General features: G+C 60.3%; 15 protein-coding genes. 5 read left to right on the top strand and 10 right to left on the bottom strand.

Translation table 11 applies throughout. The features are described 5' to 3' along the window. Positions 1-9: 9 nt before the first annotated feature. Complete coding sequence (locus ATY78_RS25415) at positions 10-477, top strand: OsmC family protein (RefSeq protein ID WP_088685062.1); 468 nt, start codon at positions 10-12, stop codon at positions 475-477. On the opposite strand, the gene ATY78_RS29025 is transcribed toward ATY78_RS25415, so the two are convergent. From ATY78_RS29025 to ATY78_RS25400, 3 genes are all read right to left on the bottom strand, one after another. Then, complete coding sequence (locus ATY78_RS29025; protein ID WP_280950461.1) at positions 425-703, bottom strand: GrpB family protein; 279 nt, start codon at positions 701-703, stop codon at positions 425-427. The genes ATY78_RS25415 and ATY78_RS29025 overlap by 53 nt on opposite strands. An 8-nt stretch (positions 704-711) precedes the next feature. Then, positions 712-1383 (bottom strand): DsbA family oxidoreductase, encoded by a 672-nt coding sequence (locus ATY78_RS25405; RefSeq protein WP_088685061.1) that lies wholly within the window; start codon positions 1381-1383, stop codon positions 712-714. A 62-nt stretch (positions 1384-1445) separates the two neighbouring features. Then, positions 1446-3251 (bottom strand): extracellular solute-binding protein, encoded by a 1806-nt coding sequence (locus ATY78_RS25400; protein WP_088685060.1) that lies wholly within the window; start codon positions 3249-3251, stop codon positions 1446-1448. A gap of 284 nt (positions 3252-3535) precedes the next feature. Between ATY78_RS25400 and ATY78_RS25395 the strand changes: the two genes are divergently transcribed. Further along, positions 3536-4186 (top strand): invasion associated locus B family protein, encoded by a 651-nt coding sequence (locus tag ATY78_RS25395; protein WP_088685059.1) that lies wholly within the window; start codon positions 3536-3538, stop codon positions 4184-4186. Positions 4187-4323: 137 nt separating this feature from the next. Here the strand turns inward: ATY78_RS25395 and hspQ are convergent, their stop codons facing one another. The 3 genes from hspQ to ATY78_RS25380 form a co-directional block, all read right to left on the bottom strand. After that, positions 4324-4653: a heat shock protein HspQ gene (hspQ, locus tag ATY78_RS25390; RefSeq protein WP_088685058.1), complete on the bottom strand. Its 330-nt coding sequence runs from the start codon at positions 4651-4653 to the stop codon at positions 4324-4326. 161 nt (positions 4654-4814) lie between these two features. Next, the gene (gene glnA, locus ATY78_RS25385; RefSeq protein ID WP_003579238.1) at positions 4815-6224 is read right to left on the bottom strand and encodes a type I glutamate--ammonia ligase; all 1410 of its coding nucleotides are present in this window, start codon (positions 6222-6224) and stop codon (positions 4815-4817) included. A gap of 89 nt (positions 6225-6313) precedes the next feature. Next, on the bottom strand, positions 6314-6652 hold the full coding sequence (locus ATY78_RS25380; protein WP_003539626.1) for a P-II family nitrogen regulator: 339 nt from the start codon (positions 6650-6652) through the stop codon (positions 6314-6316). Positions 6653-6997: 345 nt separating this feature from the next. Between ATY78_RS25380 and ATY78_RS25370 the strand changes: the two genes are divergently transcribed. Both ATY78_RS25370 and ATY78_RS25365 read left to right on the top strand, forming a co-directional pair. Further along, positions 6998-8467 (top strand): NAD(P)H-hydrate dehydratase, encoded by a 1470-nt coding sequence (locus tag ATY78_RS25370; protein WP_088685056.1) that lies wholly within the window; start codon positions 6998-7000, stop codon positions 8465-8467. Positions 8468-8647: 180 nt separating this feature from the next. Then, entirely contained in the window at positions 8648-9667 is a 1020-nt protein-coding gene (locus ATY78_RS25365; protein ID WP_088685055.1) for a DUF808 domain-containing protein, read from the top strand. A gap of 100 nt (positions 9668-9767) precedes the next feature. Here the strand turns inward: ATY78_RS25365 and ATY78_RS25360 are convergent, their stop codons facing one another. Genes ATY78_RS25360 through uvrA form a run of 3 tightly spaced genes read right to left on the bottom strand, consistent with a single transcriptional unit; the run spans position 9768 to position 13978 of the window. After that, positions 9768-10574: a DUF72 domain-containing protein gene (locus tag ATY78_RS25360; protein ID WP_088685054.1), complete on the bottom strand. Its 807-nt coding sequence runs from the start codon at positions 10572-10574 to the stop codon at positions 9768-9770. Between the two features lie 24 nt (positions 10575-10598). Then, entirely contained in the window at positions 10599-11060 is a 462-nt protein-coding gene (locus ATY78_RS25355) for a GNAT family N-acetyltransferase (protein ID WP_088685053.1), read from the bottom strand. Continuing rightward, positions 11057-13978 carry an excinuclease ABC subunit UvrA gene (uvrA, locus tag ATY78_RS25350; RefSeq protein WP_088685052.1) on the bottom strand — a complete coding sequence of 974 codons (2922 nt, stop codon included), beginning with the start codon at positions 13976-13978 and terminating at the stop codon, positions 11057-11059. Before uvrA ends, ATY78_RS25355 begins: the two co-directional genes overlap by 4 nt. 282 nt (positions 13979-14260) lie before the next feature. On the opposite strand from uvrA, the gene ATY78_RS25345 reads away from it, so the two are divergent. Continuing rightward, positions 14261-14782, top strand: coding sequence for a single-stranded DNA-binding protein (locus ATY78_RS25345; RefSeq protein WP_088685051.1), 522 nt, complete (start codon positions 14261-14263; stop codon positions 14780-14782). 750 nt (positions 14783-15532) lie between these two features. On the opposite strand, the gene ATY78_RS25335 is transcribed toward ATY78_RS25345, so the two are convergent. Then, positions 15533-16180, bottom strand: a complete 648-nt coding sequence (locus tag ATY78_RS25335; protein WP_088685049.1) for a MarC family protein — start codon at positions 16178-16180, stop codon at positions 15533-15535. Positions 16181-16218 lie beyond the last annotated feature (38 nt).

Below are 16218 nucleotides of genomic sequence, written 5' to 3'. Positions count from 1 at the left end.
GAGATAGGTATGGCGACATATGGCGCAACGATCGCCTGGGAGCGGAACGGCGAAACTTTCACCGACAACCGCTACAGCCGCGTCCATCGCTGGACCTTCGACGGCGGGGTCGAGGTGAGGGCGTCCTCTTCCTCGCACGTCGTTCCGCTGCCCTATTCGGCCGAAGACGCGGTCGATCCGGAGGAGGCCTTCGTCGCCTCGCTCTCCAGTTGTCACATGCTCTGGTTCCTGTCGATTTCAGCCAAACAGGGCTTTTGCGTCGACGGCTACACTGATGCGGCCGAGGGCGTCATGGAGAAGAATGACGAAGGCCGCCTCGCCATGACCGTGGTGACGCTGAGGCCGCATGTCGTTTTCACTGGCGAAAAGCAGCCCTCGCTGAGCGAGCTCGAAGCCCTGCACCATCGCGCGCACGACGAATGCTTCATCGCCAATTCGGTGAAGACCGAGGTGCGCTGCATTCCGGTTTTGGGCTGACCTTGCAGCATTGCGTGAAATAAAAGCTGGTGGCCTCAGTCACCTGGCGGCTCCGACCAGCCGACAACTGGAGATCGATGATATCCTTTGCTGGAAGGCCGGAAATCGCCGTCGAGCCAATATGATGCAGATAGGCTCCGGCGGGTGCTGCACGCATGATGGCGCGCTTGAGCGCTGCGAAATCCTCGGCCCAACTTTGTCGCGGCAGTTCGATCTCGATTCGCATCGATAGACTCAGTTCAGCCCCGACCGCGCCTCGGCCTTTGCCTTGGCGATGTCGCGCAGCGCATTCGCCAGCACGTCGGGCGTCTGCGCGCCGCTGACGGCATATTGCTGGTCGAAGATGAAGAACGGCACACCGTTGACGCCCATCTCCTGTGCCGCCGTGATTTCACTGGTGACGAGATTGCTATCGGCATCGGAGGTCAGCAGCGAGGCGATGACCGAGCGGTCGAGGCCGGCCTTTTCGGCGATATCGAGCAGTACCGCGTGATCGCCGACATTGCGGCCTTCCTCGAAATTCGCCTTGAACAGGGCAGTGACGACCTTGTCCTGCTTTTCGCGGCCTTCGACCATCGCCCAATGGACCAGCCGGTGGGCGTCGAGCGTGTTCGGGCCGATCTTGATCGCTTCGAAATCGAAGGCGATGCCGACCTCTCGGCCGAGGTCGGTGAGCATCTTGTGCGCCTGCGCCACGCGCTCCTCGCCGCCGAGCTTCTGCGCCAACGCCTTCTTCTGGTCGACGCCTTCCTTGGGATAGTCCGGATTCAGGCGGTACGGCCGCCAGTTGATGTCGACGCCGATCTCGTCCTGCACTTCGGCGATGGCGAGCTCCAGCCGCGCCTTGCCGAGATAGCACCAGGGGCAGACGACGTCCGAGACGACGTCGATGGTGATACGCTCCATGAGGGTCTTCCTTGTTCTATGCGTCTCCGGAGAGACATGGGGCCGCGGCGGTTCGGCGGCGTTTACTGCACGCTCGCATCCCACCATACCGGCAGCTGATAGCCGTAAAGCGGCATCGTATCGGGATGGCCGATGCGCTTGCTGCGCGCCACCCATTGCTGGCCGATATGATAAAGTGGCAGCACGTAATGGCCCGAAAGTAGCAGTCGGTCGTAGGCGCGCACGGCCGCGGTGAACTCTTCCGTCGAGCGCACTCTCAGTAGATGGTCGATCAGCGTGTCGAGATCGGGATCGTTGGCGCCGGCAAAGGTGTCGTTACCCTCCTTTGCACGCACGGCTGACGACCAGCGACCGACCTGCTCTATTCCAGGCGACAGCGTTGACACATAGGCCTTGATGATCATGTCATAATCACGGCTGTTCGTCCGACTTTGATATTGCGAATCATCGACCGTGCGGATCGAAACGGTAATGCCGATCGTCTGCAGCGAACGCTGATAGGCGATGGCAAGTTTCTCTTGGTCGGCATTCTGCGTCATGATTTCGAAGGCGAGCTGATGACCCGAGGCATCGGCCATCTTGCCGCCCTGAATCGTGTAACCGCCCCGTTTCAACAGATCGACAGCCTGCTTCAGCACGTTGCGGTCGCGACCGGAGCTGTCGGTGACTGGCAGCTTATAGGTGCCGTCGAGGATCGCGGGCGCGATTTTGTCCTTGATCGGCCCGAGCAGGGCAAGCTCGGCCGCACTGGCCGGAATGCCGAAGCTCGAAAGCTCGGAATTCTGCCAGAAGCTCTGCGTTCGCTTATAGGCGCCGGAATAGAGGTTCTTATTCGCCCACTCGAAATCGAACACCAGCGACAGGCCTTCACGCACTTTTGGATCGGCAAAAATCGGCCGGCGCGTGTTGAACACGAAGCCGAACATGCCGCTCGGCAGTTTCGGCGTAAACACGTCCTTGATCACAGCCCCGGAGGTGGCGGCGGGGAAATCATAAGCATTGGCCCAATGGCCGGGATTACCCTCAGGATAGAGGTCTACGTCGCCCTTCTTGAAGGCCTCGAACAGCGAGGTGTCCTGTAGGAAATATTGGACGGTGATCTGGTCGTAATTGTCGGTGCCGATCTTGGCGGGAATGTCTTTGCCCCAATAGTTCGGATCACGCTCATAGGTGATGCTTTCACCAGGCTTTATCGTCTTTACCTTGTAGGGACCGGAACCGACCGGCGGCGTCAACGACGTGCGGTCGAAGGTTTCGGGATCGAGCGCATGTTTTGGAAGCACCGGGAAAAGGCCCAAGATCAGCGGCGTCTCGCGGTTAGCTTCATCGTTGAAGGTCAAACGCACGCTATACTCGCCGGCCTTTTCCATCTTGGCGACGGTTTTCAGCGGGATCGAATAACGCGGCAGGCCCTTGTCGCGCAACAGATCGAAGGTGAACATCACGTCTTCAGGCGTCACCGGCTGGCCGTCGGACCATTTCGCCTTCGGGTTGAGGTTGAACTGGATGAAGCTCCTAGCCTCGTCCCATTCGACGGTTTCGGCAAGCAGGCCGTAAAGCGTGAAGGGCTCGTCCCTGGAGCGCTGCATCAGCGAATCGTAGACGAGATTGCCATACTCGGGGTCCCACATGCCGCGCGCCGTCGTGCGCATGCTCTTCAGGATGAAGGGGTTGAGATTGTCGAAGGTGCCGACGACGCCGTAAGTGATCTTGCCGCCTTTCTTGACGTCCGGATTGACGTAAGGGAAGTGCTTGTAGTCAGGCGGCAGGGCCGGCTCGCCATGCATCGCAATACCGTGCAGCGGTTCGGCAGCAACAGTGCCGCAAAGCAGCAGCGAAAGGACGAGGGGGACGACAATCCGGAGCATTCAGCAATCCTTGATCCGTGAAAACGGGCATGATTCACCGCGAGATTACCATCTGGTCGACCGATTCCAACACGTAGACGCCATTTCTTTGGCCTGGCGACGAAATTGCTGCCCGAATTGCCAAAGAAATGCTGGATATCTTGAACGCTGCGATGTAACAGGTGAACCCGAAGTTTCGGGGTCATGCATTTGCCTTATTTTTCCATGAGGTGGAGTGCCGAACGACCCGATGGTTGGGGCGGCACGTCGCTGCTCCGAACGGATATCAGGAGACGGAATTCGTTATGATGTTCAAGTCTGAAAAGAAAATGCGGGCAGCACTGTCCGTTCTGGCAGTGGTGTTCGGCGCTTCGGCACCGGTCTCCTCCTTCGCACAGGATGCGGCGGCGCAGGCGCCGGCCCAAGGTGTCGGCGCGCCCAAGCTCGGTTGGTACAAGACCTGCAGCAAGCAGGAAGACAACGACATCTGCGTCGTCCAGAACCTGATCCTTGCCAATGGTGGTCAATTCGTCACGGCTGCCGGTCTGATCTCGGTTTCCGGCAAGATCAACCGCAAGCTCCTCCAGGTTTCCGTCCCCAGCGCGCGCCTGATTCCCCCGGGCATCATGATGCAGATCGACGGTGGCAAGGGTCAGAAGCTCGACTACGTCGTCTGCCTGCCGGACAAGTGCACCGCCGAAGTTCCGCTGACCGACGCGATGATCGCCAGCCTCAAGAAGGGCAGCGACGTGATCTTCACCTCGATCAACTTCCGCCGTGCCCCGACCCCGATCAAGATCTCGCTCGAAGGCTTCACCGGCGCTTATGACGGCGAACCAGTCTCCGAATCCAAGCTTGCTGAGACCCAGCGCAGCCTGCAGGAAGGCATGCAGAAGAAGGCCGAGGAAGCCCGCAAGAAGCTGGAAGACGCCCAGAAGGCAGCCAAGGCGCAGTAATTCAGCCGACAGGCTTGAACAGAAACCCGGCTTCGCGCCGGGTTTTTTGTTGCACAAGGATGTGCCCGCCATCGCGCAAAGAAAAAGGCCCCGCTGGGAGATGCGAGGCCTTGGTTCATTCAGCAGTCAGACCGATATCAATGGGCGAAACTCATCTTGGGTTTGAGCTGCCCGGACGGGGCCTGATCGAAAATCTGGTAGATCTGCGGATTGCGAAGCGGCGTACCGCTTTCGTCGTTCACAAGGTTCTGCTCGGAGACATAAGCGACATATTCGCTTTCGTCATTTTCGGCGAGCAGGTGATAGAAGGGCTGGTCCTTGCTCGGACGCACCTCGGCAGGAATCGAATTCCACCATTCTTCCGTATTCGCGAACTCCGGATCGACGTCGAAGATGACGCCGCGAAACGGAAAAACCTTATGCCGGACCACTTCGCCAATACTGAACTTTGCAACTCTTTCTTTCATGGTACGACTTCCTTTCATCACCAAAGTTGGTGATTGGCGCTCCATAAATCAAGATTTTTGAGCGCCGTTCGTCACATGAACGTCATGTCCTCGCCATCTGCCGTCCGTGACCTGGGAGGCGAAAGCCCCGGCGGGACCGGGGCTTTCCGTGTTCGGGCCGATCAGGCCGAGTAGTACATGTCGTATTCGACCGGGTGCGGCGTCATTTCGAAACGCATCACTTCCGCCATCTTCAGTTCGATGAAGGCGTCGATCTGGTCGTCATCGAAGACGCCGCCTGCCGTCAGGAACTTGCGGTCCTTGTCGAGGCTTTCGAGCGCTTCGCGCAACGAGCCGCAGACGGTCGGGATTTTCTTCAGCTCCTTCGGCGGCAGGTCGTAGAGATCCTTGTCCATGGCCTTGCCGGGATGGATCTTGTTCTTGATGCCGTCGAGGCCGGCCATCAGCATGGCGGCGAAGGCGAGGTAGGGGTTGGCGGTCGGATCCGGGAAGCGGACTTCGACGCGCTTGGCCTTCGGGTTGGAGCCGAACGGAATGCGGCAGGATGCCGAGCGGTTGCGGGCCGAATAGGCCAGCAGGACCGGCGCTTCATAACCCGGGACGAGACGCTTGTAGGAGTTCGTCGACGGATTGGTGAAGGCGTTGATCGCCTTGGCATGCTTGATGATGCCGCCGATATAGTAGAGGCAGCTTTCCGAAAGGCCTGCATATTCGTCGCCGGCGAAGGTCGGCTTGCCGCCCTTCCAGATCGACTGGTGCACGTGCATGCCCGAGCCGTTGTCGCCGAAAATCGGCTTCGGCATGAAGGTCGCCGTCTTGCCGTAGGCGTTCGCCACCTGATGCACGACATATTTGTAGATCTGCATCTTGTCGGCGTTGCGCACCAGCGTGTCGAACTTGATGCCGAGTTCGTGCTGGGCGGCAGCCACTTCATGGTGATGCTTTTCGACGACGACGCCCATTTCCGAGAGCACCGTCAGCATCTCCGAGCGCATGTCCTGGGCGCTGTCGACAGGAGGAACCGGGAAATAGCCGCCCTTGACGCGCGGGCGATGGCCGAGGTTGCCGGTTTCGTAATCGGTGTCGTCGTTCGACGGCAGTTCGGTCGAATCGAGCTTGAAGCCGGTATTGTAGGGATCGGCCTTGTACTTGACGTCGTCGAAAACGAAGAATTCGGCTTCGGGGCCGACGAAGATCGTGTCGCCGATGCCGGATGCCTTGAGATAGGCTTCGGCCTTCTTGGCGGTGCCGCGCGGATCGCGGTTGTAGGCCTCGCCGGAAACCGGATCGAGGATATCGCACATGATGACCATGGTCGACTGAGCGAAGAACGGGTCCATATGCACCGTCTCGGTATCGGGCATCAGCACCATGTCGGATTCGTTGATGGCCTTCCAGCCACCGATCGAGGAGCCGTCGAACATCACGCCGTCAGCGAACATGTCTTCGTCGACGCAGACGACGTCCATCGTCACATGCTGCAGTTTGCCCTTCGGGTCGGTGAAGCGCAGATCGACGAACTTCACGTCGTTTTCCTTGATCTGCTTCAGAATTTCGCTTGCGGTCGCCATTAAATACGTTCCTCCGATTTGCAATGACAATAGGTAGGTGTTCGATTTCGCGATGACGGTATCGGACTTTGCGCGATTGGCAAAGTGGCTCAGATGGCGTCTATGCCGGTCTCGCCGGTACGGATGCGGATAACTTCTTCGACATTGGAGACGAAGATCTTTCCGTCGCCGATGCGGCCGGTCTGCGCCGCCTTGCGGATCGCGTCGATGACGGCTTCCGCGTTTTCGTCGGCCAGAACGACCTCGACTTTTACCTTCGGCAGGAAGTCGACGACGTATTCGGCTCCGCGGTAGAGTTCCGTGTGGCCCTTCTGACGGCCGAAGCCTTTGGCTTCCGTGACTGTGATACCCTGCAGGCCGACTTCCTGAAGGGCTTCCTTCACTTCGTCCAGCTTGAAGGGCTTTATGATCGCTTCGATCTTTTTCATGAGAAAATGTCTCTCCGCTTCTCCCGTTATGGCAGGACCGTTCCCGCTCGCCGGATATGATGCAGATATCATGCCAGTTTGAAATCCATCTTTTCGAAAAAAGATGCCGTTTTTGACGAAACCGGTGCGTTTGCGGGGGATTCTATGTCGTTTTGGTGACGGAGATATGGGAAAACTTTCGTCTGCCGATCAAAATCATATCGAAAGCCGGAAAATCCACACGTATTCGCAATTACGAAAATATGGTCCATTGAGATTAAAATATAGGCAAATGCATAAATTGAGTGCTTCTGTTTGTTGTGCTGGGCGGTTGTTTTTTAGGCGTTTTTTGAATTGAATAGGGCCATGAGCGATCTGTCCGACCTTCTCGTCACGCCCGCTGAAATGGCCGCCGTAGATGCGGCCGCCGCCGCATCGGGTATCGATTCTTTCGGCCTTATGGAGAGGGCGGGTGCTGCCGTCGCGGCAGCCGCGCTGCGGCTGTATCCAGGCTCTCTGCGTTTCGTCGTGCTCTGCGGCCCCGGCAACAATGGCGGCGATGCCTATGTCGCGGCAAGACATCTGCGGGAGAGCGGGGCGGCGGTGGCGCTCTTCCATCTCGGTGATCCCTCCCGGCGGAGGGGCGATGCCGCCCGCGCCCGCGCCGGCTGCGCATTGAAGGGGCAGGGACTCGGCCTCTACCGGCCCGCAACCGGCGACGTCGTCATCGACGGCCTGTTCGGTGCGGGGCTTACCCGCGAGGTGCCGGAGGATGTGCGTGCTTTGATCGGGCGCGTCGCCGAGGCCGGCCTTCCCGTGCTCGCCATCGATCTCCCGTCCGGCATCGATGGCCGCACCGGCAAGGTGCTGGGCGCGGCCTTCGCAGCGCATAACACCATCACCTTCATGACGCGCAAGCCCGGTCATCTCCTGATGCCGGGCAGGGAGCTTTGCGGTGAGCTGGAGGTGTTCGATATCGGCATTCCCGCCCGCATCATCAGGGCCGAGGCAAGCGGTATCGTCGCCGAGAACACGCCCGAGGCCTGGAAAGGGGTGCTGCCGGCCGAGCATCTGGAAACACACAAATATAAGCGCGGCCATCTGGTGGTCTTCTCAGGCGAGGCTGACAAGACGGGCGCCGCGCGCATGTCGGCCATCTCCGGCCTGAAGGCCGGCGCCGGCCTTGTGACGATCGCAGCGCCCCGGGCGGCGATGGCTGCGAATGCGGCCCATCTGACTGCCGTGATGCTGCACGCGGTCGACGATGAAGCCGAGCTCGAAGACTGGCTCTCCGACCGACGGATGCAGACCTTCATCCTCGGTCCCGGCTTCGGTATCGGCGCCAGGGCGCGGGGTTTCGTCAAGGCCTTTGCCGAACGCCGGCTGGTGCTCGATGCCGATGGCATCTCCTCGTTCAAGGACGATCCGCATGAGCTCTATGACCTTTTCCGCGGCGAGCCGCGTCTGGTGCTGACGCCGCACGAGGGCGAATTCACGCGGCTCTTTCCCGATATCGGCGGCGACAAATCGCTCGGCAAGGTGGACAAGGCAGTGGCCGCCGCCCGCCGCGCCAATGCCGCGATCGTTTATAAGGGGGCCGATACCGTCATCGCCTCGCCGGACGGGCGTGCGCTCATCAACACCAATGCCCCGGCATGGCTCGCCACGGCCGGCTCCGGCGACGTGCTTGCCGGCATCATCGGCGGATTGCTCGCCCAGGGCCTGCCGGCCTTCGAGGCCGCGGCCGCCGGTGTCTGGCTGCATGGGCAGGCCGGCCATCGCGCCGGCAAGGGGCTGACGGCGGAGGAGCTCGCGGCAGCGGTGTTGCCGCTTTAGCGCCTGCGCCAGGATTTTCCGATGCGCGCTTCCTTCTATCGACGCGAGGGATGCTGCAACAGTTTAAATTACTGAACGATTTTATCCTTGGATCGATTTCGATTTAAGGAATTATGCAGTAGGTCTCGGGTAATGGATTTCCCGTTTTCTGTGTAAATCTGCCTTTCGACGGAGGCTCGAATGAGTGTTGGCCTGATCGCCCTTCTTGATGATATCGCGGCATTGGCCAAGTTGGCTGCGGCATCGCTCGACGATATTGCCGGTCAGGCTGCCAAGGCAGGCGCGAAAGCGGCTGGCGTCGTCATTGACGATGCAGCGGTCACGCCCCGCTATGTCACCGGATTTTCGGCGGCACGCGAACTGCCGATCATCGGCAAGATCGCGCTGGGCTCGCTGAAGAACAAGCTTCTGATCCTGCTCCCCGCAGCACTCGTCCTGAGCCTTGTCGCACCGCAGGCGATCACACCGCTGCTGATGATCGGCGGACTTTATCTCTGCTACGAGGGCGTGGAAAAAGTCTACGGGCTGGTCATGCCGCATGCGGCTCATGCTCACGAGGCGGCCCTCGAGGCAACGAGCCTCGATCCCAGATCGATAGAAGACGAGAAAGTTGCCGGCGCGATCAAGACGGATTTCATCCTGTCGGCCGAAATCATGGCGATCACACTCGGCGCGGTGCCCTCAGGCGGCATGGTTACCCAGGCCATCATCCTTGCCGTCGTTGGAATGGGCATAACTGCCGCTGTCTATGGCGGCGTGGCGCTTATCGTGAAGGCCGATGATCTGGGCTTGATGCTGGCGCGTGTCCGCACGGCATCTTCGATGGGCGCGGTCTTGCGTTCGATCGGAAGGGGGCTCGTCACTGGCATGCCTTATTTTCTGAAAGTCCTCGGCATCGTGGGAACGGCCGCCATGATCTGGGTCGGTGGCGGTATCATCGTTCACGGCCTCGAAACCTATGGGGCGGGCGGTCTTGCGCATCTGATCCATGATGCCGGCGAGGCGACCGCGCATGCTGTTCCCGTTCTGCCTTCCGTGCTGCGCTGGATCGTCGAGGCCGCAGGGGCGGGCATCGTCGGTATTGTCATCGGTCTGATCGCAATCCCGCTCGCAGGCTACGTCGTCTCGCCGACGTGGCGGTACATCAAATCACTGCTGCCGCGCCACCGGAAAGAGGCGCCGGCGGACGGGAAGAAGTGAAACAGCGTTTGCGCATCTCAAAAGTCGTGGTTCCGCAGGCTTCTTAGCGCTTGATGGCGATGAGCGCCGACGCCGCTGCTGGCCGCGAGATGGGCCCGGCTTATTTCGCCAGCGCCTGCTGCAGCGCGATTGCCCCGTGCGGCGCATTGACCTTGCCCTCGTGGATCATGAAGGCGAAGACGTCGCGCGGCTCGGCCTTCACCTTGCGATCACCATCGATCAGCGGCAGGTCGTCAGGAACCCTGCCTTCGGCCCAGGTTTCGAGCCGCTTTGCCCAGGCCTTCAGCTCCTTGTCAGGGTAGCAGGTAGCGATATCGTCCGATCCCTTCTGCAGCCGGGCATAAACGAAATCGGCCGTGACGTCGGCGATCATCGGATATTCGAAATGTTCGGCGCACACCGGCGCCACGCCATATTTGGCAAGCAGCGCCACGAATTCCGGCACCTTGAAGGAATCGTGCCGAACCTCGACCACATGGCGCAGTTTCAGCCCATCCTGTTTTTCCGGCAGCAGTTTCAGGAAGGCCTCGAAATCTTCCGCATCGAATTTCTTGGTCGGCGCGAATTGCCAGAGCAGCGGCCCGAGATGATCGCCGAGTTCGCTGATTCCGGATGACAGGAAGCGCTCCATCGATTCACCGGCCTCGGCCAGTACCCGCCGGTTGGTGACGAAGCGTGTTGCCTTCAGCGAAAAGATGAAGCCATCGGGCACATCAGCCGCCCATTTGGCAAAGACCGCGGGCTTCTGCGTGCTGTAATAGGTGCCGTTTACCTCGATGACCTTCAGCTGACGGCTGGCATAATGCAGCTCGTCCTTCTGTTTCAGGTCATCGGGAAAGAAATGCCCGCGCCAGGGCTCGAAGGTCCAGCCGCCGATGCCGGTGCGGATAGTGCCGGATTTCGTCATGTCGTCCTCCCTGTTTGCAGCCGTTCAGGCTGCTTCGATCTCTTTCACCATGTCGACGAGCGTCCATCCTGGCCGGTAACGGCTCGGCCGGCGACCCGTTTCCTGAAATCCGAAGGCGCGATAAAGCGCGATATTTCGCTCCATCCGCGCATTGGTGTAGAGCCGGATCTCCGGAATGTCCCATTCCCGCGCCTTGCCTTCGAGCCAGCGCAGCATCGAGAGCCCATGTCCGGCGCCCTGAAAGGCCGGCGAGACCGCGATGCTGAACAGCATGAGGTGATCGGAATGCCGCTCGATGACGACGAGGCCCGCCGTTTCGCCGCCGACGTGGCGCAGCCAGACCTCGCCGCGGTCGATCCGCGGCGCGTAATCCTCCGTCACCGGGATCGGTGGAGCGCCGAACAGCTCGGTATAGGGCCGGTAGGCGGCTGCCGTCAGCGTCGCGATCATCGGGAGATCATCGGGCGACGCCAGCTGCATCGTCATTCCGCCGCAACCGCCTTCTTCGCCGGCCGCCGCTCCAGCAACTCCTTAAGGAACTGTCCGGTATAGGAACGCTTCTCCTTGACGATTGCCTCGGGTGTGCCGGTCGCGACGATCTCGCCGCCGCCATCGCCGCCTTCGGGACCGAAATCGAGCACCCAGTCGGCGGTCTTGATGACTTCGAGATTGTGCTCGATCACCACGACGGAGTTACCCTGATTGACCAGCTCGTGCAGCATTTCCAAGAGCTTGGCGACGTCGTGGAAATGCAGGCCGGTCGTCGGTTCGTCGAGAATGTAGAGCGTGCGTCCGGTCGAGCGTTTCGACAGCTCCTTGGCGAGCTTGACGCGCTGTGCTTCGCCGCCGGAAAGCGTATTGGCCTGCTGGCCGACCTTGATATAGCCGAGGCCGACATCCTTCAGCGATTGCAGCTTGTCGCGCACGGCAGGCACCGCCGCGAAGAAATCGACGCCTTCCTCCACCGTCATGTCGAGCACGTCGGCGATCGACTTCTGCTTGAAGGTGACGTCGAGCGTCTCTCTGTTATAGCGCTTGCCGTGGCAGACGTCGCAGGTGACGTAGACATCGGGCAGGAAGTGCATCTCGATCTTGATGACGCCATCGCCCTGGCAGGCCTCGCAGCGGCCGCCCTTGACGTTGAAGGAGAAGCGGCCCGGCTGGTAGCCGCGCGCCTTGGCTTCCGGCAGGCCGGCGAACCAGTCGCGGATCGGCGTGAAGGCGCCGGTATAGGTCGCCGGGTTCGAGCGCGGCGTGCGGCCGATCGGCGACTGGTCGATGTCGATTACCTTGTCGATATGCTCGAAACCGTCGATACGGTCGTGGTCGGCGGGAATTTCGCGCGCGCCCATGACGCGGCGCGCCGCCGATTTATAAAGCGTCTCGATCAGGAAGGTGGACTTGCCGCCGCCGGAAACACCGGTCACCGCCGTGAAGACGCCGAGCGGGATCGACGCCGTGACGTTCTTCAGATTGTTGCCGCGCGCGCCGACCACCTTGATCTCGCGGCCCTTCTTCGGCTTGCGGCGCTCCTCGGGAACCGGCACACCGAGCTCGCCGGAGAGATATTTGCCGGTCAGCGACTTCGGATTGGCCATGATATCCTGCGGCGTGCCGTGCGCGATGACCTGGCCGCCGTGAATGCCGGCCGCCGGGCCGATATCGACAACGTCGTCGGCCGTCAGGATCGCATCCTCGTCGTGTTCGACGACGATGACGGTGTTGCCGATGTCGCGCAGGTGCTTCAGCGTGTCGAGCAGCCGGGCATTATCGCGCTGATGCAGGCCGATCGAAGGCTCGTCGAGCACGTATAGCACGCCCGTCAGCCCCGATCCGATCTGCGAGGCGAGCCGGATGCGCTGACTTTCGCCACCCGACAGCGTGCCGGAGTTGCGCGAGAGGCTCAGATATTCCAGGCCGACATCGTTGAGGAAGCGCAGGCGGTCGCGGATTTCCTTCAGGATGCGCACAGCGATCTCGTTCTGCTTGGCATTGAAGCTTGCCGGCAGTGCCTCGAACCAGTCGCGGGCGATGCGGATCGACATGGCGGTCACTTCGCCGATATGCAGCCTGTTGATCTTCACTGCCAGCGCCTCCGGTTTCAGGCGGAAACCGTTGCAGGAAGGGCAGGGGGCGGCCGACATGAAACGCTCAATATCCTCGCGCGCCCAGGCGGAATCGGTCTCCTTCCAGCGCCGCTCGAGATTGGTGACGATGCCCTCGAAATTCTTATGCGTCGTATAGGAACGCGCACCATCGGCGTAGTGGAACTCGATCTTGTCGTCGGTGCCGTTGAGGATGACGTCCTTGGCTTCGTCGGAAAGATCCTTCCATCGCGTGTCGAGCTTGAAACCGTAATGTTTCCCGAGCGCTTCCAGCGTCTGGTTGTAATAGGGCGAGGTCGACTTGGCCCAGGGCGCAATCGCCCCGTCGCGCAGCGTCCGTTCCGGCTCGGGCACGATCAGGTCGGCGTCGATCTTCTGCTGGGCGCCGAGCCCGTCGCAGGTCGGGCATGCGCCGAAGGGATTGTTGAAGGAAAACAGCCGGGGCTCGATTTCCGGAATGGTGAAGCCCGAAACCGGACAGGCGAATTTTTCCGAAAACAGCACGCGCTCATGCGTCTCGTTCAGCGATTTGTTGGCCGAGCCGCCGGCCGCAGTCTCCTCCGGCGGCAGCGGCTTGTCGGCGAATTCGGCGATCGCCAGCCCATCGGCGAGCTTCAGGCTGGTCTCCAGGCTGTCGGCCAGGCGCGCGGAGACGTCGGAGCGCACGACGATACGGTCGACCACAACGTCGATGTCGTGCTTATATTTCTTGTCGAGAACAGGCGCCTCGGCGATCTCGTAGAACTGGCCGTCGACCTTGACGCGCTGGAAGCCTTTCTTCATCAGCTCCGCCAGTTCTTTTTTGTATTCTCCCTTACGGCCGCGCACGAGCGGCGCAAGAATATAAAGGCGGGTGCCTTCGCCGAAATCAAGGATGCGGTCGACCATCTGGCTGACGGTCTGGCTCTCGATCGGCAGGCCGGTCGCCGGTGAATAGGGAACGCCGACGCGGGCGAAAAGCAGGCGCATGTAGTCGTAGATCTCGGTGACGGTGCCGACCGTCGAGCGCGGATTGCGCGAGGTCGTCTTCTGCTCGATCGAGATCGCCGGCGACAGCCCGTCGATCTGGTCGACATCGGGCTTCTGCATCATTTCGAGGAACTGCCGGGCATAGGCCGACAGGCTTTCGACATAGCGCCGCTGGCCCTCGGCATAGATCGTGTCGAAGGCGAGCGAGGACTTGCCCGAGCCCGAAAGCCCGGTCATGACGATCAGCTTGTTGCGCGGCAGATCGAGATCGATGCTCTTCAGATTGTGCTCGCGCGCGCCGCGGATGGAGATCGTCTTCAGTTCGCTCATCGTCTCTGCTTTGGTTTTCTGGATAACAGCCCTTATTTAGTGATGCCGGCGGGCGAGTCGAGGCTGAATATCCTGGAAGGTTCAAGGTTTTCGATTCTGTTGACAGGATCATACGGATAAACTAGAACAAATAAAGAACAAAATTCCTGATGAATGCATGCGGCTTTCTGATGGGATAAATTGTGGATTAAACACCGTTCACGCGCATCTGCGGTCCTCTATGGTTTAAGGTGCGCTGATCGATTAACGCCGCCGGGCAGGGCGGCAGGCAGGGTGAGAAGCATGGCTGGTAGCGTGAACAAGGTAATTCTGGTTGGAAACGTGGGTGCAGACCCCGAAATCCGCCGCACTCAGGATGGCCGGCCGATCGCCAACCTCCGTATCGCCACCTCGGAGACCTGGCGCGACCGCAATTCCGGCGAGCGCCGCGAGAAGACCGAGTGGCACACCGTCGTCGTCTTCAACGAAGGCCTCTGCAAGGTCGTCGAGCAATATGTGAAGAAGGGCGCCAAGCTCTATATCGAAGGCCAGCTGCAGACCCGCAAATGGCAGGACCAGCAGGGCCAGGATCGTTACTCGACGGAAGTGGTGCTGCAGGGCTTCAGCTCGACGCTGACCATGCTCGACGGCCGCGGCGATGGCGGCGGCGCAAGCTCCGGCTTCGGCGGCGGCCGTGGCGGGAGCAGCAGCAACAATGACTACGGCGACGATTACGGCGCCCCGTCGCCGTCCTCATCGTCCAACCGCGGCGGTGGCGGCGGTGGCAACTTCTCGCGCGATCTCGACGACGACATCCCGTTCTGATCGGCCGCGTAGCTTATGAAAACAGCTGAAAGCATGATGTCCCAGGCGGGCGTCATGCTTTTTTGCTTTTACACCCTTCAGACTTGGATCGGCTTGGATGACGGTCGTACCGTTCAATGTGGAGCTGTCGTTAAGCCGTTATTTTATATTGCAACTGAAGCCATAGACAGGATGGCATGAAAAAAACCGGGGATTTGAGTGAGTTGTCACGCCTTTGAAACAGCCTCTGGCGCGCGCCTCCGACTTTGGTTGAACGCCGCAGCGCCATTGATCGAAGCGACACAATGCCATCTGTGGGAGAGCAGAGTTTTCGCCAGCGGAGACCGCCCTCCTTATTGGAAAAGCGTGACGGTCGAAATAGCTCGACCAGTTGGCGGCATGACGACATATGGCCTATTGTCGGCAACTTTCGATCAGTCCGTTGGAACGCAATGTCTGCATGTAAACGTTCCAATTAAACCCGTTAAAAGAGAGAGTTGGTCCCTATCCCTTGCTCCAAGCTATGACAAAGTTTTTGCCGGATTTGCGGCAGAGTACACGCCGGCACTTTTTCAGGGGGTAAAGGATATTAGTGAGCGGGCGCGCAGTTCCGGAGTTCTGTCATTTGATCGGATGGCCCATTCAGAGATAGGTTCATCGCTAGAGATTTTTCGCGAGTTGGCGAGAGTTGTCGTGCGCGTTTCGACTACGGAGCGCGTCCCTGAAATGCCGGAGGAGGCGTTGGCACTTCTGGTAATTTAATTTGGCGTTTCAGCGCGGAGTGGCGCTGATGAGATTGAACGCCGATTTCGCGCCGTCGACGACGAATTGCGTCGCAAGCGCGGCGAGGATGACGCCGAGGAGCCGCGTCAGGATCGCCCGGCCGGTGACGCCGAGGAAGCGGTCGAGCCTTTCGGCGACGAGCAGCATGAGGAAGGTCAGCAGCAGATTGGCGGCGATGACAGCGATGAGCTGGGCTTTTTCTATTGTGGTCGGCAGCGTGCCGGCAAGCAGGATCGTCGCGGAGATCGCGCCCGGGCCTGCGATCAGTGGCAGGGCGAGGGGAAAGACGGCGATATTCTCGATATGATCCTTGGTGACGGCAGCCTCCGAGGCCTTCTCCTTGCGTTCCTGCCGCCTTTCGAAAACCATCTCGAAGGCGATCCAGAAGAGCAGCAGCCCGCCGGCGATGCGGAAGGCGCCGATCGATATCCCGAGCACGCCGAGCACGCCTGAGCCGAACAGGGCGAAGACGGCGAGGATGATGAAGGCGATGGTCGAGCCGCGTAGCGCCACCTGGGTGCGTTGGGCTCGGCTCATGCCGATCGTCAGCCCGAGAAAGATAGGCGCGAGGCCGGGCGGATCGATGGTGACGAGAAGCGTCGTGAAGGCGTTGATCAACTGGTCGGCGCTTGCCATCGTCTCTCCCGAACCTCATATGAATGCCTGGGTTTTTA

It is taken from the genome of Rhizobium sp. R635, assembly GCF_002211285.1.
Taxonomy (GTDB): domain Bacteria; phylum Pseudomonadota; class Alphaproteobacteria; order Rhizobiales; family Rhizobiaceae; genus Rhizobium.
Note: the sequence above shows the minus strand (reverse complement) of the source record. Positions and strands in the feature narration are given on the sequence as shown.